Source organism: Flaviflexus massiliensis (assembly GCF_001375495.1).
GTDB classification, from domain to species: Bacteria; Actinomycetota; Actinomycetes; order Actinomycetales; family Actinomycetaceae; genus Flaviflexus; species Flaviflexus massiliensis.
In genome coordinates this window covers 155,688-179,830 of sequence record NZ_LN831056.1, presented here as the reverse complement: position 1 = coordinate 179,830, position 24,143 = coordinate 155,688, and the positions used below count along the sequence as shown (strand labels likewise).

At 59.1% G+C, this 24,143-nt stretch carries 22 protein-coding genes and 2 tRNA genes; 7 read left to right on the top strand and 17 right to left on the bottom strand.

Annotated elements, in window-relative coordinates; translation table 11 throughout:
* Positions 1–68 precede the first annotated feature (68 nt).
* Entirely contained in the window at positions 69–383 is a 315-nt protein-coding gene (locus BN1241_RS00830) for a YqfO family protein (RefSeq protein ID WP_054951860.1), read from the top strand.
* A 119-nt stretch (positions 384–502) separates the two neighbouring features.
* Here BN1241_RS00830 and BN1241_RS00825 read toward each other — a convergent pair whose 3' ends face one another.
* Entirely contained in the window at positions 503–1,933 is a 1,431-nt protein-coding gene (locus tag BN1241_RS00825; RefSeq protein WP_054951859.1) for an AI-2E family transporter, read from the bottom strand.
* A gap of 160 nt (positions 1,934–2,093) precedes the next feature.
* Here BN1241_RS00825 and msrA point away from each other — a divergent pair, with 160 nt between their 5' ends.
* Both msrA and BN1241_RS00815 read left to right on the top strand, forming a co-directional pair.
* Complete coding sequence (gene msrA, locus BN1241_RS00820; protein WP_054951858.1) at positions 2,094–2,741, top strand: peptide-methionine (S)-S-oxide reductase MsrA; 648 nt, start codon at positions 2,094–2,096, stop codon at positions 2,739–2,741.
* A 65-nt stretch (positions 2,742–2,806) separates the two neighbouring features.
* Positions 2,807–3,211 carry an FKBP-type peptidyl-prolyl cis-trans isomerase gene (locus BN1241_RS00815; RefSeq protein WP_054951857.1) on the top strand — a complete coding sequence of 135 codons (405 nt, stop codon included), beginning with the start codon at positions 2,807–2,809 and terminating at the stop codon, positions 3,209–3,211.
* 171 nt (positions 3,212–3,382) lie between these two features.
* On the opposite strand, the gene BN1241_RS00810 is transcribed toward BN1241_RS00815, so the two are convergent.
* Both BN1241_RS00810 and BN1241_RS00805 read right to left on the bottom strand, forming a co-directional pair.
* On the bottom strand, positions 3,383–4,312 hold the full coding sequence (locus tag BN1241_RS00810) for a Bax inhibitor-1/YccA family protein (protein WP_054951856.1): 930 nt from the start codon (positions 4,310–4,312) through the stop codon (positions 3,383–3,385).
* Positions 4,313–4,715: 403 nt separating this feature from the next.
* Positions 4,716–4,789, bottom strand: a tRNA-Leu gene (locus BN1241_RS00805).
* 107 nt (positions 4,790–4,896) lie between these two features.
* Here BN1241_RS00805 and nhaA point away from each other — a divergent pair.
* Positions 4,897–6,207 carry a Na+/H+ antiporter NhaA gene (gene nhaA, locus BN1241_RS00800; RefSeq protein ID WP_230198216.1) on the top strand — a complete coding sequence of 437 codons (1,311 nt, stop codon included), beginning with the start codon at positions 4,897–4,899 and terminating at the stop codon, positions 6,205–6,207.
* Positions 6,208–6,388: 181 nt separating this feature from the next.
* Here nhaA and BN1241_RS00795 read toward each other — a convergent pair whose 3' ends face one another.
* The 12 genes from BN1241_RS00795 to BN1241_RS00740 form a co-directional block, all read right to left on the bottom strand.
* A complete protein-coding gene (locus BN1241_RS00795; protein ID WP_054951855.1) occupies positions 6,389–6,850 on the bottom strand; it encodes a nucleoside deaminase in 462 nt (153 codons plus the stop codon).
* 161 nt (positions 6,851–7,011) lie between these two features.
* A complete protein-coding gene (locus BN1241_RS00790; RefSeq protein ID WP_054951854.1) occupies positions 7,012–7,950 on the bottom strand; it encodes a Ppx/GppA phosphatase family protein in 939 nt (312 codons plus the stop codon).
* A gap of 153 nt (positions 7,951–8,103) precedes the next feature.
* Positions 8,104–8,619, bottom strand: coding sequence for a DUF501 domain-containing protein (locus BN1241_RS00785; protein WP_054951853.1), 516 nt, complete (start codon positions 8,617–8,619; stop codon positions 8,104–8,106).
* On the bottom strand, positions 8,616–9,242 hold the full coding sequence (locus BN1241_RS00780; RefSeq protein WP_230198214.1) for an FtsB family cell division protein: 627 nt from the start codon (positions 9,240–9,242) through the stop codon (positions 8,616–8,618). The genes BN1241_RS00785 and BN1241_RS00780 overlap by 4 nt, the downstream gene beginning before the upstream one ends.
* Positions 9,243–9,343: 101 nt before the next feature.
* Complete coding sequence (eno, locus tag BN1241_RS00775) at positions 9,344–10,624, bottom strand: phosphopyruvate hydratase (RefSeq protein ID WP_054951852.1); 1,281 nt, start codon at positions 10,622–10,624, stop codon at positions 9,344–9,346.
* A 480-nt stretch (positions 10,625–11,104) separates the two neighbouring features.
* A complete protein-coding gene (locus BN1241_RS00770; protein WP_054951851.1) occupies positions 11,105–11,632 on the bottom strand; it encodes a hypothetical protein in 528 nt (175 codons plus the stop codon).
* Positions 11,633–11,682: 50 nt separating this feature from the next.
* A complete protein-coding gene (mfd, locus tag BN1241_RS00765) occupies positions 11,683–15,258 on the bottom strand; it encodes a transcription-repair coupling factor (RefSeq protein WP_054951850.1) in 3,576 nt (1,191 codons plus the stop codon).
* Positions 15,258–15,836, bottom strand: coding sequence for an aminoacyl-tRNA hydrolase (gene pth, locus BN1241_RS00760; RefSeq protein ID WP_054951849.1), 579 nt, complete (start codon positions 15,834–15,836; stop codon positions 15,258–15,260). The genes mfd and pth overlap by 1 nt, the downstream gene beginning before the upstream one ends.
* Before the next feature lie 55 nt (positions 15,837–15,891).
* Complete coding sequence (locus BN1241_RS00755) at positions 15,892–16,533, bottom strand: 50S ribosomal protein L25/general stress protein Ctc (RefSeq protein WP_077138210.1); 642 nt, start codon at positions 16,531–16,533, stop codon at positions 15,892–15,894.
* Positions 16,534–16,794: 261 nt separating this feature from the next.
* Entirely contained in the window at positions 16,795–17,775 is a 981-nt protein-coding gene (locus BN1241_RS00750) for a ribose-phosphate diphosphokinase (protein WP_054951847.1), read from the bottom strand.
* The gene (locus BN1241_RS00745; protein WP_230198213.1) at positions 17,772–18,800 is read right to left on the bottom strand and encodes an NTP transferase domain-containing protein; all 1,029 of its coding nucleotides are present in this window, start codon (positions 18,798–18,800) and stop codon (positions 17,772–17,774) included. The genes BN1241_RS00750 and BN1241_RS00745 overlap by 4 nt, the downstream gene beginning before the upstream one ends.
* A 53-nt stretch (positions 18,801–18,853) precedes the next feature.
* A tRNA-Gln gene (locus BN1241_RS00740) sits at positions 18,854–18,927 on the bottom strand.
* A 78-nt stretch (positions 18,928–19,005) separates the two neighbouring features.
* Between BN1241_RS00740 and BN1241_RS00735 the strand changes: the two genes are divergently transcribed.
* From BN1241_RS00735 to BN1241_RS00725, 3 genes are all read left to right on the top strand, one after another.
* Positions 19,006–19,695, top strand: coding sequence for a TetR/AcrR family transcriptional regulator (locus BN1241_RS00735; RefSeq protein ID WP_054951845.1), 690 nt, complete (start codon positions 19,006–19,008; stop codon positions 19,693–19,695).
* 416 nt (positions 19,696–20,111) lie between these two features.
* Complete coding sequence (locus BN1241_RS00730) at positions 20,112–21,032, top strand: ABC transporter ATP-binding protein (protein ID WP_054951844.1); 921 nt, start codon at positions 20,112–20,114, stop codon at positions 21,030–21,032.
* Positions 21,029–22,192 (top strand): ABC transporter permease, encoded by a 1,164-nt coding sequence (locus BN1241_RS00725; RefSeq protein ID WP_054951843.1) that lies wholly within the window; start codon positions 21,029–21,031, stop codon positions 22,190–22,192. Before BN1241_RS00730 ends, BN1241_RS00725 begins: the two co-directional genes overlap by 4 nt.
* 201 nt (positions 22,193–22,393) lie before the next feature.
* Here the strand turns inward: BN1241_RS00725 and BN1241_RS00720 are convergent, their stop codons facing one another.
* Together BN1241_RS00720 and BN1241_RS00715 are read right to left on the bottom strand one after the other, a co-directional pair.
* Positions 22,394–22,918, bottom strand: a complete 525-nt coding sequence (locus BN1241_RS00720) for a MarR family winged helix-turn-helix transcriptional regulator (RefSeq protein ID WP_054951842.1) — start codon at positions 22,916–22,918, stop codon at positions 22,394–22,396.
* Between the two features lie 294 nt (positions 22,919–23,212).
* Positions 23,213–24,142 carry an SGNH/GDSL hydrolase family protein gene (locus BN1241_RS00715; protein ID WP_054951841.1) on the bottom strand — a complete coding sequence of 310 codons (930 nt, stop codon included), beginning with the start codon at positions 24,140–24,142 and terminating at the stop codon, positions 23,213–23,215.
* Position 24,143: the final 1 nt, after the last annotated feature.

The window sequence follows — 24,143 nt, the reverse complement described above, 5'->3', positions numbered from 1 at the left end:
TTCCCCACTTTTCATATCTGGCAGTTCAAAATACCTAACCGGTAATAACGAGATAAGGGAGGGTTATCATGCAGGACGTTCTCGTGTTCTTTGTTCCGGAAGCCGATCGGGACCGGGTACTCAACGGATTATTCGAGGCCGGGGCGGGCACGATCGGCGACTACGATCGGTGTGCCTTTTGGTCGGCCGGTACGGGACAGTTCCTGCCGGGCAGGGACGCCAACCCAACAATCGGAGAATCCGGGCAAATTGAAATGGTTGCCGAGTATCGCGTCGAAGTGCGGTATCCCCGCAACCTCCGAGACCGCATCATTGCGACGCTCGAGCAGAACCACCCGTACGAGGAACCCGCCTACTACACGATAGAGGTCACGCAAAAGTAGGCTCCCTCCACCCCTCACGAATCCGATCTGCACTGAGTTAGGACGGCAGAGGCTTTAAGTGGTTGCCCACGCCCTGCAGCATAAGCAACCCCTTAAAGTATCACGGCCTGATGCCGCTACTATTTCGCGGCTTCCTGACCGTCGTCGGTCCCTGAAGTATCAGGCGTAGTCTCTTCCCCACCATCATCTTCAAAGTCGAGTTCGTGGGTCAGTTCGGCGGCGGATGGAGTGTCATCTCCTGCCTTGCTCATAGCTTCAGCCTTCTCGGCCCGCATCGCAAGCTTCTCATCGCTCGCCGAAATGTATTCATCGAAGGCCTCTGGCGGCCCACCGGGCCGGTTGGGGTCGTAATTGAGTTCGGGATACATGTCCCGGCCCACGAGGTAGTTGACCACCACGTTAACGACCGCCACCAGGGGAACGGCGAACAGGGCACCGAAGATTCCCGCGAATGCGGAACCTCCCGCGACCGCAACAACGACAACGACAGGGTGGAGGGAGAGCTTATTGCCCTGAAGGAAGGGCTGCAGGAAGTTGCCTTCGATCTGCTGGACGAGCAGTACGCCGACGAGCATGAGGATGGCGGCGGTGACACCCTGATCCACGAGCGCGACAAGAGTCGCGATCGCACCGGTGACGAAGGCACCGACGATCGGGACAAAGGAACCAACGAAGACAAGGACACCGATGGGGAACCAGAGCGGCACCTGAAGCGCTGCCGCGACCCCGGCAATACCGACAGCATCGATGAATGCCACCTGAATCTGCGTACGTGTGTAGGCACCGATCGTGTACCAGGCACGAACACCCGCCTCGTTCGCATCGTCACGTGCCTGTTCGGGGAAGAGTCGAACAATGTAGAACCAGATCTTCCGCCCATCCTTCAGGAAGAAGAACATGGTGAAGAGCGCCAGGATCAGGCCGGTGAAGAAGGAAACGAGTGAGCCGGTTGCACTCACCACTCCCCCGGCAATCATGCTCGCATTCGAGGACAGGGTTGACTGCAGTTCACTAACGTAAGTGTCGATCTGCTCCGCACCGATACCGAGCGGTCCTTCTGACAGCCAGTCGAGCAGCTGATCGAAGCCGGCCACGGCCTTGTCCGACAGGTCGGAGAAGCCGGAGACGATGGAAGCACCGGCACCGCCCACGAGACCCGCCACAATCAAAATGAAGGTGATGAGAGTGACCGCCGCGGCAAGGGTGCGGGGCATGCGGAGCTTCGAGCGATAGAACCTGAGGATCGGTTCCATGAGCACAGTCAGGAGAACCGCAACCAGAATCGCGAGAAGGATCGTGCTGAAGAAAGTCAGGACACGACCGATGATGACGAGGGCGATACAAACAACGATGATGCGCCATGACCAGCTCGCCGCCGTCTTAAGGGACCACGGCACTGCGCTCCCACCACCATCTTTCGCCTCTTGCCGCTCAAGCCGTTCCAGGAACGCGGTATCCGTCCGTCTTGCTGGGGCATGCGAAAGTCGCTTGCGGCGCTCGAGGGCACGTTGCCGAATCGTCCGCTTCTCATTCTCTGTTGACTTGGGCATGTCTCCCTCTCGTAGCTTCAAGGAATCATTGTACTGATCAGAGCTGGTATCCGGCACACCACAAGAATTCTTCATTTATCTTGATCCTGGGGGTATTTGCGCAATTCCTTCCCTGGCGAGATTCCTTGAGAATAATGATGGTGGGGAGGACAATTCAGTCATGAGTTTCCTACAGTTCAGCCAGCCACCAACCGTGACGGCGGAGAATGCACTGCCCGGCAGGGACACCCCCGTTCTGCCCAATCCCCGCCCCCATACAGTCCTCGGCACTCCCCTCGCCGGCCCCGTTCCCGAGGGTATGGAAGAGGCGTATCTCGCGCTCGGATGCTACTGGGGTGCTGAGAAGATCTTTTGGGAAATGGGTGCCTACACAACCTCCGTGGGATTCATGGGTGGCTTCACTCAGAATCCGACATACATGGAAGTGTGCACGGGCATGACCGGCCACACGGAGACCGTGCGCGTTGTGTACGATCCGGCGAAGCTGAGCTACGGCGAAATACTTGCAACTTTCTTTGAGTCGCACGATCCCACGACCCTCAACCGCCAGGGCAACGACCGCGGCACCCAGTACCGGTCCGCGATCTTCGCAACCACGCCCGAGCAGTACGAGACTGCTCTCAAGGTCCGCAGCGACTACCAGGTCGTGTTGGACGGTGCTGGCCGGGACCAGATCGTAACCGAAGTAAACGAGCCCGGAGCAGAATACTTCCTGGCTGAAGATGAGCACCAGCAGTATCTAGATAAGAACCCGTTCGGATACAACTGCCACTCCCGCACGGGCCTGCCCTGCCCGATCGCACGATAACCCACCATCTCCTCCGCACGCGATCTGTGCCAAACTTGACCTTGTTCATAATTGAAAGGAATCACATGTCCGTTGAGCTACCCAACGTCTCCGGTTCGTTCGGTGACGAGCCCACACTCGAGTTCCCGACCGAGCAGGCCCCTGCCGGTTTGCACGCCATTGTCCTTGAAGAAGGTACCGGCCCCGTGGTCCAGGGCGGTCGCGAAATTGAGGTGAACTACCACGGCCAGATCTGGAACGGTGGCCTCTTCGACTCGTCATACAAACGCGGCCAAACCACCTCGTTCCCCATCGGTGTTGGCATGGTTATTAAGGGCTGGGACGAGACCCTGGTCGGCAAGACCGTGGGCTCCCGCCTCGTCATCTCCATTCCGCCGGAGAAGGGCTACGGCGCACGCGGCGTGCCACAGGCCGGTATCGGCGGCACCGATACCCTCGTTTTCGTTGTCGACATCGTTGGCGTGAAGTAACCAAAGAGTTTATTCACATGATTGTGGGGCCGTCACTGACGGCCCCACAATCATCTCTTCCCACCACGATCCGTTCCATCGCTCAAGCACGGCAGCGGATTGAGCGAATAGGTGCTGGAGAAAGGGATTGGCCCCCGGTATCCCGAGGGCCAATGTCAATCTCGGTCGCGACTAGTCCTGGTTGAGGATGGCGATGAGGCGGAGGATCTCGAGGTAGATCCAGAGGATGGTCATGACGATGCCGACGGCCGCAGTCCATGCAAACGACTTTGGTGCGCGGTTCGCGACGGCGATCTTGGCGACCTCAAAGTCGTTGATGAGCATGTAGGAGGCGACGAGGATCATGACGAAGCCGAGGATGACGCCGAGCGGGATGCCGGCAATTTCAGCGGAACGCATGCCCCAGGGAGCGTCGACGATGCCGGTCCAGGAGAGGAACAGGTTGGCGAGGGAAAAGACGATCGACGCGATCATGACCGTCAAGACGATCTTCATACCCTTCGAGGTGGTGCGAACCAGACCGGTGGTGTGCAGGAACCAGCAGACCGCGACAACGGATACGGTGGCGAGGATCGTCTGGACTGCGATGCCGGGGTAGATTATCTCCAGCGCACCGGTCAAGGTACCGAGAGCGACACCCTGGAGTGCCGAGTAGCCGATCGAAAGGCCGGGGCCGATCTGGCGCTTAAATGCCATGACGAGGCCGAGCACGAAGGCGGCAAGGGAACTAACAACCGCAACGGTCATTCCCAAGCTGACGTCGCTCGAGGTGGCATTTGACGGGATGAAAAACATCCAAGAAAGGGCACCCGTGAGAATTGTGATGCCGAGAAGGATGCCCGTCTTCATCATGACGTCTTCGTACGTCAGCGCGGGTTCACCGTTAGCCGCACGGTCCGCCGGCATCTGACCGAAAACATCCTGCTGGTAGCCGTATTCGGGAGCCGCCTGCTGGTAGTCGTACTGCTGTTGCTGCTGGCCGTACTGGTTGGGGTTGGCCTGCTGGCCATTTCCGGGGGCGTAACCCGGCATGGTCGGGTAACCGGCCGGGGTGCGCTGCTCGGTGAAGTACGAGTTGCGCGACATAATCGGATTGCTCATTATGCAATTCCTCCAAGATCTAGTGGTGCACTTCTTGCATTCTATCCAACGAGTCTGGAGAAACACAGGTTCCGACCGCTATTGAGCGCGGGGTGAACTACCCGCAATCAGCTACCTACCAGGAAGCGGGAACAGGCATTTCGTACGTACCTCTCGGGCAGGTGCCTCTGACTGCTCCCGCCAGCCTCTCACCTTGATTTTTATATCCTGAATGCACCCTCGCTTCATCCAATTTGCCCGATTCCCTGTTGCCAGTTGCTCTTTTTTGCCACCTTGGGCGCAACTGTGACATGTTCAATAGAAGCGTTGGTGAAGCTAGAAACCCGAGCGGAAATCGACGAGAGTGAATCCACTGGCCCCGGCTGAAATCGGCCTTAACCTCAATGTTTCCCTGACCTTGCGGTACCCCCGATGGGACTCGAACCCATACTGAATCGATTTTAAGTCGACTGCCTCTGCCGATTGGGCTACGGGGGCCTCGTTCAATTATGCAAGACGCCGCCGGTAATCACAGAATTCGTTTGGATTGTCCGGAGTAAAGTGGAGGCAGATCACGGTCAATGCAGATCACAGGAGGAAAAGTTTTGGCGGCAACCATGAATCCCATCACCTGGTATAGAGGGAAGCTCCATTCGGAGACCTTTGCGGGTGGCATGCTCATGCTCGGGGCACTCATCGCGCTCATTTGGGCGAACTCTCCCGCACGCGAATCGTATTTCGACCTGTCGAACACGATCGTTGGACCATCATCGATCGGCCTCGACCTGTCGATCGCCACGTGGGCTTCCGATGGTCTGCTCGCCATCTTTTTCTTTGTCATCGGCCTTGAGCTCAAGACCGAGTTCATCACCGGAAGTCTGAGGGATATCAAGCAGGCGCTGGTCCCCATGCTGGCGGCCGTGTGTGGCATCGCCGGACCTGTTCTCATCTATGTCCTGATCATTACGATCACGGGATCCGGTGTGTATGACGGGTGGGCGATCCCGGTGGCAACGGATATTGCGTTTGCCCTTGCAGTACTTGGGCTGTTCGGGAAGGGCCTCCCCACCGCAGCGCGCACCTTCCTCCTCACTCTCGCCGTCGTTGATGACCTCCTGGGCATTTTGATCATCGCGATCTTCTTCACCTCGTCAATCTCTTTCCTCTGGCTCGCAGTGTCTTTCGCCACGATCATTGTGTTCGCTGTGCTCGTCAACAAGCGGATCACCCACTGGTGGCTGCTGTGGCCTATCGCGATCTTCGCCTGGGCAACCATGCACGCCTCGGGTGTGCACGCCACAATCGCGGGCGTTCTCATGGGTCTGTCCATTCCTGCCATTGCGGCAGCGAAGGAATCGAAGCCCCTCACTGAATTCTTTGGTGAGAAGCTCGACTTCTGGTCCTCCGGCATCGTTCTCCCCATCTTCGCCTTCTTCGCGGCCGGTGTGAACATCGTGGATTCTGGCGGTCTCGGTGACGTTTTCACCCACCCGGTTGCACTCGCCATCTACCTCGCCCTACCCGTGGGTAAGTTCATTGGTATTTGGGGCGGCACAGTCCTCCTCACCAAGGTGTTCAGATTGCGGCTCGGTAAGGGACTGCTCCTTGCTGACATTGCGGCTGTCTCGCTCATCGCCGGTATCGGCTTCACCGTGTCCCTCCTAATCGCCCAGCTCTCCTTCGATCAGAGCCTGGACGTGGCTGGTTACGCCCGTGTCGCCGTCATTATCGGCACCCTACTCTCCGCGGTCCTCGGATCAATTGCGGTTCACATCAGGTCCCTTGCTCACGCGAATGATGCTCCGAAACTGCATGACGCCACCTCGGACGATATTCGCCTCGACGGCAAGCCCAACCTCGATCCGGATGAGCTCCCCGAGTCGGGTGCAACCAGTCCTGGAATTAACAACCCATAGTCGGGAAACGTAACCCAAGACGCGATAGCGGGTGGCGAGTAAGGAGAATCTCCTGCTCACTACCCGCTCCCTTGTTAATAGATCATTGTCTGAATAGACAGAGTATGGAGGGATCAGATTCTGGATCTGACTTGATTTCTGAGTCTTGTTCGAGGGATCGAACGCTCCGTCTACGAGTCTTCTAGTTTCCGCCTACTCCGTGCGCTGCTTGCTGGAGGAGTTTCACCTGCTCGCTCAGTTCTTCATCGGGTCCGGTTGCCTCAATTCCGGTGGCTACCTGGTTGATGGGGAGCGTTTCCACGGGCCCTGGCGGGATCCCCCACTCCGCAAACCAGCCCGCAAGTTGCTTGCTTGAACTGGCGTAGTAGATCGGGCCGAGCCCGACCCAGGCGTGCGCGGCTGAACACATGGGGCAGTGCTCGCCCGAGGTGTAGACCACTGCCTTCTTGCGCTGGTCCGGGCTGAGATTCTCTGCCGCCCATCGCGCAATCTCAAATTCGGGGTGGCGAGTATTGTCACCCCCGCTGACCCGATTTCGGTCGGCGAACAGCTCCTCACCTTCGAGCACAAGGACGGATCCAAAGGGTTCATCGCCGTCACCGAGGGCCTCTCTGGCGAGTTCAACAGCCCCCGGGTAAGGAATTTCCGATCAGCCTGCGTCATTGTCGTCATATCGACTCCTTTCCACCCCACCATATAATCAGCCCAAAGTGCCCCGTAGGGTGCTGTAGAACGATCCCTGGTCGGGATGAGTTTGAAGCCGCTAGAAAGCGGAAGCGGGTAAGAATTCCCGGATGGTTGGACCTACTCGATTTCTCCCGCGGCCCAGAGTGCAATGCCGTCAAGAATGTCGTGCTCGGATGTGGTGACCTCGGTCAGCCCACTGTCCCGTTCAAACCGTGCCACGACTTCGGACCAGACAAGGGCACCGGCGCCGATGACGTCAACGCGGCCGGGATGGAGGTAACCTTCTGCTTCCCGTTCCTCCTTCATTGCGGAGAGGAACCAGTCGCAGGCCTCGTGAACCTGCTCAACGCTCAGGGTGGCAGCATCAATCTGCTTCGGGTCGTACGTGGGCAATCCGAGCGCACGAGCCGTGACGGTTGTAACCGTGCCTGCCAGGCCGATCAAACGGGTGGCCTGTGTGAAGTCGACTGTTTTTCCCGCCTCATCCAGTGTCATACGAACATCGGCCCGCGCTGCCTCGATCTCGAAATCGCTTGGTGGGTCGTTGCGGAAGTGGCGTTCGAACATGCGAACGCATCCCACGTTCATAGAATGCGCGCCGATAACTCCCTGCTCTTTGGAGCCGAGCACAATTTCGGTGGATCCGCCACCAAGATCGACAACGGCAACCGGTTCGTTCGAGTCGAGGACGGATGCGGCACCGTGGAAGGACAGCTGTGCTTCCCGTTCGCCAGACACCACTTCGGGGATAACTCCGAGGCGGTCGTGGATGCCGGAGATGAATACGTCCCGATTGCGAGCATCCCGCGTCGCCGAGGTCGCAACGAATCTGATTGCCTCTACCTCGTGTTCCTGGCAGAGCTGTGCGTAGCGTTCTGCTGCCGCAAAGGTGCGGTCGAGCGCTTCCTGGGCGAATTCGCCTCTCGTGTCGACTCCCTGGCCGAGACGCACCACTTCCATGGTTCGCACAATGTCGACGAGGGGTTTGCCTGGTTCAACCGAGGCTATGAGAAGACGAATGGAGTTGGTTCCACAATCAATACCGGCAACTTTCACTTCTTAAGACTGCCACGATTGGTGGACTGATTCGACCTCGAAATCGTGATCTTTCTCGGATTGAGCTAAACCCATTCTCCACGCACAGCGGCATGGGACGAAGGCTTCCTGCCGCTTTCAGGCACACAAGGATTGGTGCCCGGGACCAGCTCGTTAGCTTTCGTTCGCTTCTGGATTGGCGGTGTCCTGTGCGCAGGTGCAGGTGTCGGGAGTCCAGTCGATGAGGGAAAGGGCAAGGTCGCCGATGGGATTGATGCCGGGGCCGACTGCGAGACTGTGTCCGACGAGGGCATGGAGGCACTTGACGCGCGTGGGCATGCCGCCCGCTGAGATTCCCGCGATCTCTTCGACTTCGCCGTGGCGGTTGCGTCGCTCAATGTAGTCTGCATGGGCTGCCCGGTAGCTTGCGGCGAGTTCCTCATCGGTCTCGAGCCGATCGGTTAGTTCAGCCATGAGGCCGCTTCCCTCGAGGCGGGACACTTCGAGAACCACCTGAGGGTGGGTGAGGTAGAACAGTGTGGGGAACGGGGATCCGTCCTCAAGCCGGGGGGCTGTTTCAACAACGGTGGGCTCCCCACATCCGCATCGTGCGGCCACTCCCAGTACTCCGCGCGGTACGCGCTGGAGTTGCCTTTGGAGGGATAAAAGGTCTGCCTCGGAAACGGTCACTCGGTTTCTCCTACATCGGGGGTTGTGCCCGGGTCGGTCGGGTCAACCACGTCATCACCTTCGCTGCTATATCCGGCGATTGTCACCGAATCCCACATGGTGGTGAACCAGGGGGTTGCGGCCCTGCGATTGTATTCCAATTCTGTTGCGAGGGCTTCCCGCTGCTCTTCAGCCGTGCCCTCGGTCGGGTCTTCGACCGTGTAGAGGACTTCACCCGGTTTGACATAGCCGAGTCGTTCGCGTGCCTGGGCCCTGACGTATTCGTCGTCGTTCCAGAGTCTCAGCTCGTTCTCGAGCGACGAGATTCTGGCCTGCGCTTCTTCAACGGACCGGTTGAGTTCACGCAATTCCTGCTGCTGGTTCAGGTAGTTCGACAGGGTTGGGGCGACGATGATGATGGCGAGTAGGCCAACGAGAACAACGGTGACGAGCCTCATGGACAGGGCGCGGACCTTGCCGCCTTCGCTACCCACGACAATGCTGCGCTTCACTCGCTGTTTTGATTTGAGGCGCGGCACGTCCTTTGTCGAACTCTGCTGCTGAGAACGCCCACCGGTCACGGTTCTTCTGGGTGCGCCGGGCCTGCTGGGGCCGCGCGATGCGCTGGGGCGTCGAGAACTCATGGTTTCCATAGTAGAGCCGGCCCCACGGTTTTTACTGCAGGGCCGGCTCTGTGTCGCTTACTCAACACGTGTGGGACACGTCAAAATGTCCCGCTCGGGTTTTAGAAGGAGGCGCGGGGGAAAGCTCCGCGACCGGCGTACGCAGCTGCGTCACCCAGGCCGTATTCGATGCGGAGCAGCTGGTTGTACTTGTTGATGCGTTCGCCACGTGCCGGGGCACCGGTCTTGATCTGACCGGAGTTGGTGGCAACTGCGAGGTCAGCAATCGTGGTGTCCTCGGTTTCACCGGAACGGTGCGAGGTCATCGAGGTGAAGCCTGCGCGGTGCGCTGCTTCAACGGCATCGAATGTCTCGGTCAGGGTTCCGATCTGGTTGACCTTGACGAGGAGGGAGTTCGCTGCCTGGGTCTTGATGCCGCGGGCGAGACGCTCCGGGTTGGTGACGAACAGGTCGTCGCCAACGATCTGGACGCGGTTACCGATCTGTGCGGTGAGTGCCGACCAGTCATCCCACTCGTCCTCCGACAGCGGGTCTTCGATGGAGACCAGCGGGTAGTCGTTGACGAGCTTCTCGTAGTAGTCGATCATTTCCTGAGCGGTCTTCTGACCACCCTCGAACTGGTACTTGCCTTCCTGGAAGAACTCGGTCGAGGCAACGTCGAGTGCGAGCGCAATGTCCTTGCCTGCTTCGAGGCCGGTCTTGCCGATCGCGTCAACGATCAGGTCGAGTGCTGCGGCGTTCGAGTCGAGGTTCGGGGCGAAGCCACCCTCGTCTCCGAGGCCGGTATTGAGGCCACGATCCTTGAGGACGGACTTGAGTGCGTGGTAGACCTCGGCACCCCAGCGGAGGGATTCCTTAAAGGAGGGGGCGCCGATCGGGGCGATCATGAACTCCTGGATGTCAACGTTGGAGTCGGCGTGCGAACCACCGTTGAGGATGTTCATCATCGGGACGGGCAGAACGTGTGCGTTCGGGCCGCCAAGGTAGCGGTAGAGGGGCAGGCCAGCGGATTCGGCTGCTGCCTTAGCGACGGCAAGGGAAACACCAAGAATAGCGTTTGCGCCAATCTTGCCCTTGTTGGGGGTGCCGTCCAGATCGATCATCGTCTGGTCAAGCACACGCTGCTCGTCAGCTTCAAGGCCAACAACTTCGGGTTCGATAACTTCGAGTACCGCGTTCACGGCCTCTTCGACACCCTTACCCAGGTAGCGACCCTTGTCACCATCGCGGCGTTCGACGGCTTCGAATGCGCCGGTTGAAGCTCCGGAGGGAACCTGTGCAACAGCGTACGCGCCGTCGTCGAGCTGGACCTCAACCTCAACGGTCGGGTTGCCGCGGGAATCGAGAATTTCACGGGCGTTCAGTGCCTCAATAATGGCCACTGGGACTCCTTCACAAGATAGACATGCGGTCGTATAACCACACTCATTCTAAACCGAATTGACTTAATTTGAACCGGGACTTGACTACCGGTCGAAACACGGGAGGGGTCTTGAACGTCTTTGCACAAAACGACCCAGTAATTCCGCAACTACAGTCGACGTTTCCCCTGGTCACAGCGCCATGAGCACTAAGGCACATGGTGGCCACTCCCCCGGTTTCACCCGACCGCGTAACTTCCAGATTCAGTCAAGAGTGCCACCCGGGAACTTCCTGCAACGTCAGTGAGATTTCCTTCGATCGATCCGGGACCTTCATCCCACGAAACCTCACACCAACCGTGCCTCGGTGCTCCGTGCTACTCCTGAAAAGACCGTGCTCTGTGATTCTTCGGACTAGGCATATAGAGCGATAGCGCTGTCCTGGCGACAAAAGCCGCCGGGACAGCGCCATCAATCCATCAAGGATTCTGTACAAGTTCCCTATAAACCGAGGGCATCTTCTTGCGTGACCTGAATGAGGTAGTCGCGGGTGGGTTGAACGAGGGAGAGCTGAGCTCCGTCCCATTCACCGAAGCGGGGATTCACGTCAACGTTGGTTTCGGCGGCCGCCTGGCTAAGGTTGCTAACGAGCGCCATCGCCTCATCCTGGCTGATCTGCTCAGTGTCGAGCATAAGGGAGAGAGCGAAGTAGTTGATGAGGGTCTCCGTGCGGCCCTCGTAGTCCACATTCTCGTTGAGGCTGAGCTGGGCGATGGTCACGTCCTGCATTTCCTCACTGATCTCAATACCCATGTCGGCCATGGACTCTTCAGCAAGCTCCGCCTGGATAAGAAGGGAAAGAACAGCACCAGCATCGGTGTCCAGACCTTCGGCACGGAAGTCTTCCTGTACCTGTGCAAGCTCATCAATCGTGATGTTGTCGCCTGCGACAACGGCCGCGGATGAGGGGTCGGTCGAGCAGGCTGCCAGCAACATTCCGGCACCGGCGAGTGCAATAAGCTTCTTCACTTTTCCTCCAGGGTTTTACTCAAGGCCATCATAGTTCGATTGCCAGACATTTACCGATTCAGCCCATCCGGGTTGTTCCCACCCCGGCCCTCCGAGTCCGGCAAGAATACGGCTCGCAGCAGGTCGTCCAGCCATTCAACAAAGTCCTCGTTCATGACCGGTTCCGGGCTTGCACCAAGGCGCGCCTGGGGCCTGGTGGGGAGCGGGATGAGAGCGGAACGCACGCCGGGTTTGAGGACGGTGCGCGGATGCAGTCGCCTAAGCCGTGCCTGCCTCGAATCTGGCAGGTCCACCGGGTAAAAACGCACGTATTCGCCCTGAATAACGGCCTCTTCGAGCTGTGCCTGGCGGAGCTTCTCTCGCATCTCCGACAGCAGGAACATGCGGTTCACGGCAGGTGGGATCGGGCCGTAGCGGTCGATGAGCTCGTCCCGGATCTGGTCGCGTTCCTCGTCCCCGGTCGCTCCCGCAACCTTGGAGTAAATATCGAGGCGGAGGCTTTCTTGCGGGACGTAGTTCTCTGGAACGGTGGCCTCGATGGGCAGGTCGATACGGATGGGTTTAGGGGCAGGCTCTTCCACCTTGCCACCGGTCAGCATCGCCTGCATGTTCTCCACCTGTTCGGAGATCATGCGCACGTACAGGTCGAATCCAACTCCGGCAATGTGCCCGGACTGTTCGCCGCCGAGCATGTTGCCGGCGCCCCTGATCTCGAGGTCTTTCATGGCGACCTGAATGCCGGAGCCGAGCGACGTGTGGGAGGCAATGGTACGCAGGCGCTCCAGTGCGGTCTCGGTCATGGTCGTATCGGCCGGGTACAGGAAGTAGGCGTAGGCCCGTTCGCGGCCCCTTCCGACCCTGCCCCGCAACTGGTGCAATTGGGAGAGGCCAAGCTTTTCAGCGTGGTCGACGATGAGGGTGTTGGCGTTGGAGATGTCGAGACCCGTCTCGATGATTGTCGTACAGACAAGCACGTCGATTTCGCGATCCCAGAACTGCTGGATCACGGTCTCCAACTGCTTCTCACTCATCTTGCCGTGCGCGACACCGATCTTTGCCTCGGGGACAAGCTCCTGGATCTTGGTGGCCTGGGCACGGATGGACTGGACGCGGTTGTGGACGTAGAAGACCTGACCATCGCGCAACAGCTCCCGCCTGATTGCTGCCGTGATCTGTTTGTCTTCCGAAACACCCACGTAGGTGAGGATGGGGTGGCGTTCTTCGGGCGGGGTGGCGAGGGTCGACATTTCACGAATGCCCGTCACCGCCATCTCCAACGTCCTCGGGATCGGGGTTGCGGACATGGACAGCACGTCCACGTTGGCTCGCAGCTGGGTGAGAGTTTCCTTGTGCTCGACACCGAAACGCTGTTCCTCATCGATGATGACCAGGCCCAGGTCCTTGAATCCGATCGAACCGGTCAGCAGGCGGTGCGTACCGACAACCACGTCGATCGTTCCGTCCTTGATTCCCTTCTTCACGCGTTCCGAATCCTCTTCGGACTGGAAGCGAGAAAGCCCTGCAACGGTCACCGGGAACCCCGCATACCGTTCCTCGAAGGTTTCGAGGTGCTGGGAAACAAGAAGGGTGGTGGGAACGAGGACAGCAACCTGCTTGGAGTCCTGCACGGCCTTGAAGGCTGCCCTGATCGCGATCTCGGTCTTGCCGTATCCGACGTCACCGGAAATGAGACGGTCCATGGGAGTCTCCGACTCCATGTCCTTCTTCACTTCCTCGATCGTCGCAAGCTGGTCGGGGGTCTCCACGTACGCGAAAGCATCTTCAAGTTCCCGCTGCCAGGGAGTATCGGGAGAGAACTGGAATCCCTTAGTGGCCTTACGGGTAGCATAGAGGCGCACGAGCTCCCCCGCGATCGCCTCGGTTGCCTTCCTGGCCTTGGCCTTGGTTTTCGCCCAGTCCGAGCCACCCATCTTCGACACCGACGGGGCCTCGGAACCCGAGTAACGGGACACAAGGTCGAGGGAATCGGTGGGGATCCACAGCTGGTCGCCGGGCATGCCCCTCTTCGAAGGAGCGTACTCGACAACCAGGTACTCGCGTCGAGCACCGTCAGTACCGTCAATGTCGCGCGAATCCATGCGCAGGAACTTGCCGACGCCGTGGTGGTCGTGAACGATGTAGTCCCCGGGCTTGAGTTGCAGGGGATCGATGCCTGCTCGCCTACGGGAAGGGAGCTTGCGCATGTCCTTCGTGGACGAACCGCCCTTGCCGGTCATGTCGGAGGCCGCGAGAACAGCGAGCTTCACCCCGGGCATGAGGAAACCGGTCCGGATCGGCGCTGCCGTGATCGTGACCGTCCCCTCCATGGGGGACCCAAGCTCGGTGACGAATTCTGCGGGCACGCCGAGCTCACCGAGTTCGGAGGCAATACGCCGGCCGAGGCCACCACCTTCGACGACGATGATCGGCCACCAGCCCTGGGCTGCAAGCATGCCCATTTCTTTCAGGGCACCATCAACGTCGCCGTGGAATGTTCCCGGCTCACGAGCATCAACCGTCAGCTTCGAATCATCCAGTTCACCATCGCCGGTGAAGCCACCGAATGTCCACCAGGCCATCCCTGCCTGCCGGACATCCTTTTCCACATCAGCGAGTTCCAGGAACGAAGCTTCAGATACGGTCAGGGGCACATCGCCACCTGCGGCGGCCGATGACCAGGCTGCCGCCAAGAATTCATCCGTCGTTGCCACGAGATCTGCGCTGCGGGAGTAGACGCGCTCCGGTTCCACCACAACAAACCGGGAGGCCGGATCGACGAGCTCGTAGAGGGGCTGCATGCCGCCAGTCAGCACCGGGGCGAGGGATTCCATCCCTTCAACCGGGATCCCCTGCGCGATCTTTTCCAGCATGTCCCGAGCACCGGGAAGACTGTCCGATGCCTTCCTGGCGCGTTCGCGGACCTCGTCGTTCAGCAGAATTTCCCGGCAGGGCGGCGCGTACATTTCGTCAACGCTCTCGAGACTGCGCTGATCGGCCACCGCGAAGGACCTGATTTCATCCACTTCGTCGCCAAAGAATTCGATACGGAGCGGGTGGGATTCGGTGGGTGGGAAAACGTCGAGGATGCCACCGCGGATCGCAAATTGTCCGCGCGCTTCCACCATGTCCACCCGCACGTAGGCCGCATCAACCAGCCCCTGGGCCAAATCCTCAAGGGGAATCTCGTCACCCGTGCGTACGCGGACCGGCACCATCTCCCCCAGGCCCTTGACGATCGGCTGGAGGAGAGCCCGGATCGGCACAACGAGAACGGAGAGTTTCCCGAACTCTTCGGGGTGGGCGAGCCTGCGGAGGACAGAGAGGCGCTTCGCGACGGTATCCGCCCGCGGGGAGAGCCGCTCGTGCGGCAGGGTCTCCCACGAGGGGAAGAATTCAACTTCGTCGCGGGGCAGGTAGGGCGCCAGTGCACCGACGAGCTCCTCACCATCCCGTCCCGTTGGTGTCACGACAACGGTTGGGCGATCACCTTCGGTTGCCAAGAGTGCAAGCGCACCGGGAACGAGCCCGAGCGGCATGCCAACGTCGAGTCGTCGCTGTCGTGAAAGGGGAAGCCCCGCCAAGGTCTGATCTTGACGGAGCCTGTGAATGATGTTCTGAAAGTCCATTAGTTTGAGTGTAAGTCAGCCTGGGTGGCAACAAACCCTCGTGAGAGGATACTCTCCACGACATCTGCTGCCTTTGACACTGTCACCGCGTATTCGGTTCGTGCCGTTCCGGTGATGGGGCTGAGCACATAGTCGGCAGCATCCTGGTTTCCGGGCGGCCGCCCAACTCCCACCCGCAGTCGCTCATAGTTCTTACTTCCTAGTGCGGAGGAAATCGACTTGAGACCGTTATGGCCGCCTTCTCCACCCCCGTCTTTCAACCGCAGGACGTGCTCGGGAATGTCGAGATCGTCGTGGATGACAAGCAGGTCGTGGGGTTCGATTTTGAAGTATTGGAGCAGTCCCTTGACGGGACCACCCGACACGTTCATGTAGCTATCACAGACGGCGAGAACAAAGTTCCCTTCGCCGATGGGGGCAGTCATGAGCCTGCCGGTCATGATGTAGTTTCGGGAGCGGTGGGCAGCAAGGGTCCCTTGCGAGCGCGACACGAGTTCGTCGATCACCATGTGACCGACGTTGTGACGAGTATTCGCATACTTCGGTCCCGGGTTTCCGAGTCCAACGATCGCTTTCATGCACCTGCTCCCATGAGGAGCGCCCGGGTCGGAACCCGGGCGCTATCTCACTTAATTATTCGGAATCCTCTTCGGACTTCTCTTCACCCTCGGCTTCACCCTCAGCGGACTGCTCGGCAGCAAGGGCAGCGTCAGCCTCTTCGATCGAGGTGTCGACCTGCGGGACGTTGACCGAGACAACGAGGTCTTCGGGATCCATCTCGGTGGTGACGGACTCGGGGAACACGATGTCGCCAACGCGAATCTGGGTGCCCTCTTCCTTGCCCTCAACATCGATCTCGATAGTCTCGGGGATCGCAGTAGCGTCAGCCTGGACGACGAGCTGGAGGACATCGGTGGTGACAACCGTACCGGGAGCGGGCTCGCCGATAACCGTGACGGGGATAGTAACCTCAACCTTTTCACCCTTGCGGACGCCAATGAGGTCGATGTGCTCGATGTCCCAGGTCATGGGGTGGCGCTGAATGTCCCTTACGAGAGCGAGCTGGGACTTGCCATCAACCTTGACGGTGACGAGAGCGTTAGCGTTGTAACGAACAGCGAGGAACGTTTCGTGTGCGTTAAGAGCCAGGTGAGCGGTTTCGCCACCGTGGCCGTAAACAACTGCGGGAACCTTGCCTTCGCGGCGGAGGCGGCGGGCAGCGCCCTTACCGAAGTCCTCACGGGTTTCGCTTGTCAGCTTAACTGAATCTACCAAGATGTCTCCTTACGTTCGGCACGCCGAGGCGTGCATCAGCCTCGAAAGCCACGTGCCGGATGACACCTGGACCGCGTCGATAACGGAGTGCGGATCAACCGCCTCCCTCGCCGAGGCAACCACAATATGGTAGCGCACCCGGCTAACACTGCGAAAGATCGAGACTTATGGCCCCCATCACGCACGAGCAAAATACGAGCAAAAGGTGATGGGCTCGGACCTCACGAGGAGATCTGAGCCCATCAAACTATTTCATTCTGGTCAGTGTGCACCATCGAAGAGGCTGGTCACGGAGCCATCGTCGAAGACCTCACGGATTGCACGGGCCAGGACCGGTGCAATCGGGAGGACCGTGAGCTCCTTGAAACGCTTCTCGCGTTCGATCGGGACAGTGTCGGTTACGATGACTTCGCGGGCACCAGACTCCGACAGACGCTTGACCGCAGGATCGGAGAGAACACCGTGGGTGGCGGCAACGATGACGTCGGCAGCTCCGGCCTCCAGGAGAACCCGGACCGCTTCACAGATGGTGCCGCCGGTGTCGATGAGGTCGTCAACGAGCACGCAGGAACGGCCCTCAACGTCACCCACAACGCGGTTAGCGACCGCCAGGTTGGGGCGGGAAATGTCGCGGGTCTTGTGTACGAAGGCGAGCGGGGTGCCGCCGAGGCGATCAGCCCACTGCTCGGCGACCCTGATGCGGCCAGCATCGGGTGACACGACCGTGGTCTTCTTGGGATCAATGCGGGTGCGCACGTATTCGACGAGGGTGGGCATCGCCCACAGGTGGTCGACGGGGCCGTCGAAGAAGCCTTGCGCCTGGGCTGCGTGCAGGTCGACACTCATGATCCTGTCCGCTCCCGCGGTCTTGTACAGGTCGGCAACGAGGCGGGCCGAGATCGGCTCGCGACCGCGGTGCTTCTTGTCTTGACGGGCGTACGGGTAGAAGGGGGCGACAACGGTGATGCGCTTGGCGGAGGCACGCTTGAGCGCATCGATCATGATGAGCGCCTCCACGAGCCACTTGTTGACCGGAGGGGTGTGGGTTTGGATCACAAAGGCATCCGCACCGCGCACGGATTCGTCAAAACGGACGTAAATCTCGCCGTTTGCGAAGTCGTATGCGCTCGAGGGAAGCAGATCGATGTCGAGCGACTCTGCGACCTCCGTCGCGAGTGCGGGGTGGGAGCGCCCGCTCGCAATGACAAGGTGCTTAGCTCCGGTGGAGTGGATGCCACTCATTTTTGTTCGTCCTTCGTTTCGTTGGCACTGGCTGTGGTGGAAGCATCTGACAGGTCCGCGAACGCAACGCGTGAATCCTTCTCGACCCTGACATTGTGAAGTCTCACGTGGGGGCCGACCTGGGCGCCCGTTGCGATTGATGTGGTGCCGGTGAGGTAGCTGCCGGGCAGAATCCTCGAGTCCGGTTCAAAGGTGACCTGAACATCAACCCACGTGCTGTCCGGGTCTTCAACGGTGACCCCGGACCTCATCGCGGCAACGAGTGTGCGACGGTTGAGGATTTGACGAAGGTTAGCGAGCTGAACCTGATCGTTCACGCCCTCAACAATCATCCGGTCAGCCGTGTACGAGCCAATGGGGGAACCCTGCCGGTAGGCGGCTTCCACGACATCAGTCAGGTACATTTCGCCCTGCGCGTTATCCGTATCGAGACCGCCCAGGGTGGCTCGGAGGAGCTCGGCGTCGAAGACATAAATGGAGGAGTTGATTTCGTCGATGAGGAGCTGTTCGGGGAGCGCATCCTTGTGCTCAACGATGGAAGAAATGATGCCCTTGTCGTCTCGAACGATCCGGCCGTAACCGGTCGGATCCGGGACATAGGTGGTCAGGATTGTCACGGCATTGTCGCCGTGCGCTTCAAGCAGAGCCTGGAGAGTGTCGCCATCGAGCAGGGGTGTATCCGCGGCCGTAACGAGAACGGGGCCAGTGAGATCTTCTGGTAGCACCTGCATGCCGCACCAGACCGCGCGACCCGTGCCGGGGATGTCATCCTGGTCGGCAATGATTGCTTCGGGGGCGATGGTGGCGATGTGGGAGGCAACTTTTTCACGCTGGTGCCGAACAACCGCAACAAGGTTTGCGGGCTCGAGTTGCTGGGCGGCGTTGATGACGTGTCCGACAAGGCTGCGTCCGCAGATTTCGTGGAGGACTTTCGGGGTCTCTGACTTCATGCGTGTGCCCGCACCCGCGGCCAAAAGGATCACTGTGGGGCGTTGGTTGTTCGGCACGTTCAACTCTCTTATCACGATCCCAACCATACGTCGGATCGGCACTTTCGTGCGCAAATTCCGTTGTTTTGTGGCTCCGCCCCCAGGATTCGAACCTGAACTAAAGGCTTCAAAGGCCTCTGTGCTGCCATTACACCAGGGCGGATCGCACGTCCTTTAGTCTGCCAGTAATTGAGTGGCCTTGCCAAAGTGGAAGGTGCTTCTTTCATGGAATACTGGTCACATGACCGAGCCCAATAGTCCCCGTAAGGTACGCATGTCCCGCTCCGAGCGCCGCCTGCAGCTCATCGAAATAGCTCGAGCTAGTTTCGCGCACCGTGGTTACGACGCGACCTCGATCGAAGAGATCACTCTCGCGGCAGGGATCTCCAAGCCCGTTCTCTACGAACACTTTGGTGGTAAGGAAGGTCTCTACCAGGTGATTGTTGACCGCGAGATCAACTTGCTCATGTCCACCCTGACAGAATCTCTTCCCGCTCACGTCTCCCCCAGGAAAGCACTCGAGCATTCGATTGTCGCCCTGCTCGACTACCTGGAATCAAACCCGGACGGCTATCGCCTCCTCGCACACCAGTCACCCCTTGGCGTATCAACCGGAGTGTTCTCGCCCGTGATTGGAGAGGTGACTGAACACCTGACGATCCTGCTTGCCGAAGTGTTCAACCGTCAGGGATTCGAATCCTCCATCACCCCCGTCTACGGCCAGCTGCTTGGTGGTGCGGTCGCTCAGGTCGGCCAGTGGTGGCTCTCGGAGAAGGACCAGGCCGAGCGCGGCGAACCCGTCACACCCATGTCCAAGGACGACGTCGCCGCCCACACGGCCAATCTCCTGTGGAACGGACTCCACCATCTCGAACTCAAACCGCGCCCGATCGGACGTCCGGATGAGGGCGAAGAAATCCAGCCCTCCTAAACCACCGGATACTACTTCCCGATTAGGTGACCGTTTTCGAGGTGCTTCCCGCTACTCAGGTAGATTTCCGCATCTCGGGTGGGCAGAGCCAGCCCACCGTCACCATCAAGCACCGTCACCATCCGGCAAGCACCGCCTCATCGGGCCTTGGCGGACCATGGCGGGCTCATAACTCTCAGGTAGAGACCAGCCTGCGAACATTGGGGCGCATAGGCTGCCAACCACTCAGTTTCTCTTTGTCTCACCGGTCTTTCACTCTGTCGACTATCTCTCTCTATTCCTTACTAGAGCTGTGAGCACGAGATTCATTTGAGCGGGCAGTCTCACAATCGCTGTCGGTTCGATCTCAAAGGGAGATTACGGACAAATTCCAGTAAGTTGGTGAGCGATCTAGACCACTTCAACTTTGGAGCCTCATGCTCATCATCAAGGATTTATACAAGACGTATGGGACCGTCAAAGCTCTCAACGGGATGAGTTTCCACGTGAACCCGGGCGAGATGTTCGGTTTCGTCGGTTCAAACGGTGCCGGTAAAACCACCGCCATGCGCATCATCCTCGGTGTCCTCTCCTCCGACTCTGGGGAGGTCACGTGGCAGGACAACCCGATCGATTTCGCGATGCGGAAGGAGGTGGGGTACATGCCGGAAGAACGCGGCCTCTATCCGCGGATGAAGGTCGGTGAGCAACTCATTTTCCTCTCCCAGTTGCACGGCGACAGCTTTGAGAAAGCCAAGCACGACATGGAGTACTGGACGGAGAAGCTCGATATTGCGCACCGCCGTGACGACCTCGTCCAAACACTTTCCCTAGGCAACCAGCAGCGTGTTCAGCTCGCTGCCGCCCTCGTATCCGAACCGCAGCTGATGGTCTTGGACGAGCCGTTCTCGGGTCTGGACCCGGTCGCGGTCGATGTCATGAGCGAGGTGCTTCGGGAGAAAACTCGTGAGGGTGTTCCCGTGATCTTCTCCTCCCACCAGCTCGACCTGGTGGAACGCCTGTGTGATCGGGTCGGGATCGTTTCCAAGGGCCGCATCGTTTCCGAAGGCACGATCGACGATCTGCGCCGCACCGAGAACCCCGAATACATTCTCGTGACCCCGGCCGATTCGGAGGCACGTTTCGATCACCTTGGTGTCTCCACACCGTCCCAGGTCATTAATGAGAATACGATGACCCGTCACCTCGTTGGCCCGCCGGGCTTCGACGGTCAACAAATCCTCCGTGCAGCACTCGAATTCGGGCCCGTCTACGAATTCTCGCCCCGAAAACCGCATCTCGAGGAACTCTTCCGTGATGTCGTGTCGACCAGCTCCGACAGGAAGGACCAGCAGTGAACTCGATCAGCCTCGTAGCCAGGCGCGAGTTCCGTGCCCAAACCCGTTCCAAAGCCAGCATCATCTCAACGATTGTCATGGCGATCTTGATCATCGCCGGCGGTGTTCTCGGCAAGTTCCTGCTCGATGACGAGGACACTCCCGAGGTTGTCTCCGCAACCGTGGGTGTCACCTCGGATACTGCTCCGCTCACCAGTTACCTGGAAGATACTGGTCTCACGGTGGTGGAGGTTTCCGGGGATCCAGCAGAGGCCCTCACAGACGAGGATATTAATGCGGTCCTGGCCGATGATCCCAGTATCCCAACTATCTATGCGGTTGATGGGGCGGAGGATCTGGAACTCGTCACGGAGCTCACCGAGCTGTCGACCAGCAACTACCTTCTCACCGAAACCTTTGGTGACGAAGCAACTGCCGAAGTGAAGCAGGAGTTCATCGATTCGCAGGCGCTCACTGTTGAAATCATTGGCGCAAGCGACTTCGATCCGGTCGCGTTCATCGTTGGTGTTCTGACCGTCTCCCTCGTCTACCTGACGATAGTCATGGGTGTGTCAATGTTGGCTATGGGAGTTGTGGAAGAGAAGTCATCCCGCGTGGTCGAGTTGCTTCTCGCTACGATCCGTCCCCGTGACCTGCTCATGGGCAAGTTCCTCGGTATCGGTCTCGCAATCTTCCTCATGGTCGCGGTATACGTTGCCGCGATGGTCACGGCCGGAGCAATCGCCGGAGTGTTGCCCGACATCAACATCGCTTCCTACGTGCCGATGCTGCTTGTCTGGGTCATCCTGGGATACATCATTTACGCCTCGATCACGGGTGGCCTCGCAGCAACAGTGTCCCGTCAGGAAGACATCGGTGCGATTACCACGCCCGTCATCTTCCTGTCCATGGTGCCATTCTACTTCGCCATGTTTTACGTCCCCAACAATCCCGATACTCTCCTGTCGCAGGTGATGGGATATATCCCGTTCTTCAGTCCGTTCGTTATGCCGGTCAGGGCATCAGTCTCCGATGTTCCCCTGTCCGATAACCTCATCGCGATCGGCATCTGCCTCCTCACCATCCCGATCCTGGCCGCAATAGCCGGCAAGATCTATGAACGCTCCATCCTCCACACCGGTACGCGGATGAAGCTCACCGAGGTACTGAGAAACAAGTAGCAGGCAGAAACCCCCAGGACTCCGGATCCTGGTGGGCGAGGTTGAGGGGCAGCTCCGTGTCGACCTGCCCCTCAACCTTTCTACTCAGAATTCACGCACGGAACCACGCCGTTGCGTGGAGCAGTGAATGGACACTCGGCTCCACCGAACACCTGGTGATCACTGCCGAGGTCCTGCCCGTAAAACACCCATGAAGGCCTGTTAGTTACCTGGCTTGTTGCCGTTCTGGAATGGGCGGAGCAGGTCGCGGAGAATGCGGCTGATTTCTTGCCGATCCTCGTGCGGGATCGGCTCCAGCATCCGCTCTTCGCTCTTGAGCAGGTCCGCCATCGCCTCATCCGAGCGCTCAATCCCGAGCGGGGTTGCCCGCACATACTTAATTCTGCGGTCGCGCGAATCTTGGTGACGGATGGCGTGACCACGTTCCACCATCGTATTGATCCGGTGCGTGAGCGTGCCCGAGGGAACGAGCAATTCGTTCACGAATTGGCTGGGCTGCGCCTGAAAAGGCTCCCCCTGCCTACGCAGAAGCGACAGCATTTCGAACTCCCACACGTCTAGACCGTGTGCGGCGAATGCTTGGGCTCGGAACTTTTCGAGATGCCGGTTGAGCCTGAGGAGTCGGGAGAAGATCTCGAGAGGCGAGGAGTCGAGGTCGCCACGTTCTCGTTGCCACGCTGCAACAATCTCATCAACCTCGTCGCCACTGCCGACATTTCGTTCCATCCAGCCAGTTTACTCGATATCAAGATTTCTCATGCAGGGGTTGCCCCACAACCTTCACTATTACTTGCCCCATCCAACCGATTCTGCCCTGATCGATTTGGTGGGAGATTCAGTTGGGAAGCCAAGGATTCTTGGAACACTATCGAAGCAGCTCGTCGGATAAAGATGCTCAAACTGCAGAAAACACCGTGCCATGTGAAGCATCGTGTCCGCAGATCATTCCAGAACAGCCACTGCGATCACGCAATGGTCAGTGTTCAACTGTCAACGCTGCAGCAGAGTGCGGGGCACTGCCTACTCAATTGCTATCGTGCCGAGGTGGGCGATGTAGGCGGCATTCATCGCCTCCCATCCTTCTGGTGTGGGATGAAGAAGCTCGGCCCCATTGCCCGAGGTGTTAATCCACGAATCTTCTCCACCAATCCCGTGTCCCTGCCACAGGGGCGCAACGGACTCAACGTAGTAGATGGATCCATCCGCGCTCAGGGACTGGGTCATGTCTCGCAGGTCTTGTTCCCACCGCTCTTGGAACGAGGTGACGCGTTCGCTGACATTGATGTTTCCGGCCCTCAGATCGTCGGTGCTGACCATGCGCGGGTAGGGAACGACATGAACGCGAACATCGTTGCTTTCCATTATCTGTGCAAGCGCTTCCCGTTCCTGTTCGATGACTGCCGGGAGGCGGTCTTCCGCTTGCTCGAGTGCCGCCTCGCAGGCGGCCTCGTCGGTGAGGATCAAACAGGATCCTGCGATCTGGGAGAAACCAATGTCATTACCCCCGATCGTGACGAACACGTCGGTGGCTCCTTCCACCATCTCGATTTGGGGATAGAGGGTGATGGTGCAGAAACTTGTGATCGTATCTGTTCCTTCTTCGCTCGTAAACTCGGTTCGTGCCCCTTCCATGGGCTGACACTCCTGGCGGGCCTCACTCAGTGTTGCATCTGTCTCGGTTCCAGAATCCGTGCTCACATCGTCCCGGGTTTCTTTAATGACCCGATCGGTTGTTAGTTCCGAAGTCCATGCGCCGTTGCAGGCAACATTTCGCGGCTTATGACCAACGAAATCTCCCACGTATTCGATAGGCGCATCGATAGATCTCATGCAGAGGGTGTCCGAGTAGTTCCCCATGCCCGTCCCGGAAGCATAGGAGTCTCCGATGGCGAGGGGGCTTATGCCGCCACCGAGGAGTAGGCCGGCGGCGACCAGCCCTGCCACGATCATG

Bases quoted from the DNA above. Each gene is read 5' to 3' on its own strand.
- BN1241_RS00830 (WP_054951860.1), top strand. From the start codon at position 69: ATGCAGGACGTTCTCGTGTTCTTTGTTCCGGAAGCCGATCGGGACCGG.
- BN1241_RS00825 (WP_054951859.1), bottom strand. From the start codon at position 1,933: ATGCCCAAGTCAACAGAGAATGAGAAGCGGACGATTCGGCAACGTGCC.
- msrA (WP_054951858.1), top strand. From the start codon at position 2,094: ATGAGTTTCCTACAGTTCAGCCAGCCACCAACCGTGACGGCGGAGAAT.
- BN1241_RS00815 (WP_054951857.1), top strand. From the start codon at position 2,807: ATGTCCGTTGAGCTACCCAACGTCTCCGGTTCGTTCGGTGACGAGCCC.
- BN1241_RS00810 (WP_054951856.1), bottom strand. From the start codon at position 4,312: ATGAGCAATCCGATTATGTCGCGCAACTCGTACTTCACCGAGCAGCGC.
- BN1241_RS00780 (WP_230198214.1), bottom strand. From the start codon at position 9,242: ATGAGTTCTCGACGCCCCAGCGCATCGCGCGGCCCCAGCAGGCCCGGC.
- mfd (WP_054951850.1), bottom strand. From the start codon at position 15,258: ATGGACTTTCAGAACATCATTCACAGGCTCCGTCAAGATCAGACCTTG.
- pth (WP_054951849.1), bottom strand. From the start codon at position 15,836: ATGAAAGCGATCGTTGGACTCGGAAACCCGGGACCGAAGTATGCGAAT.
- BN1241_RS00750 (WP_054951847.1), bottom strand. From the start codon at position 17,775: ATGAGTGGCATCCACTCCACCGGAGCTAAGCACCTTGTCATTGCGAGC.
- BN1241_RS00735 (WP_054951845.1), top strand. From the start codon at position 19,006: ATGACCGAGCCCAATAGTCCCCGTAAGGTACGCATGTCCCGCTCCGAG.
- BN1241_RS00730 (WP_054951844.1), top strand. From the start codon at position 20,112: ATGCTCATCATCAAGGATTTATACAAGACGTATGGGACCGTCAAAGCT.
- BN1241_RS00720 (WP_054951842.1), bottom strand. From the start codon at position 22,918: ATGGAACGAAATGTCGGCAGTGGCGACGAGGTTGATGAGATTGTTGCA.
- BN1241_RS00715 (WP_054951841.1), bottom strand. From the start codon at position 24,142: ATGATCGTGGCAGGGCTGGTCGCCGCCGGCCTACTCCTCGGTGGCGGC.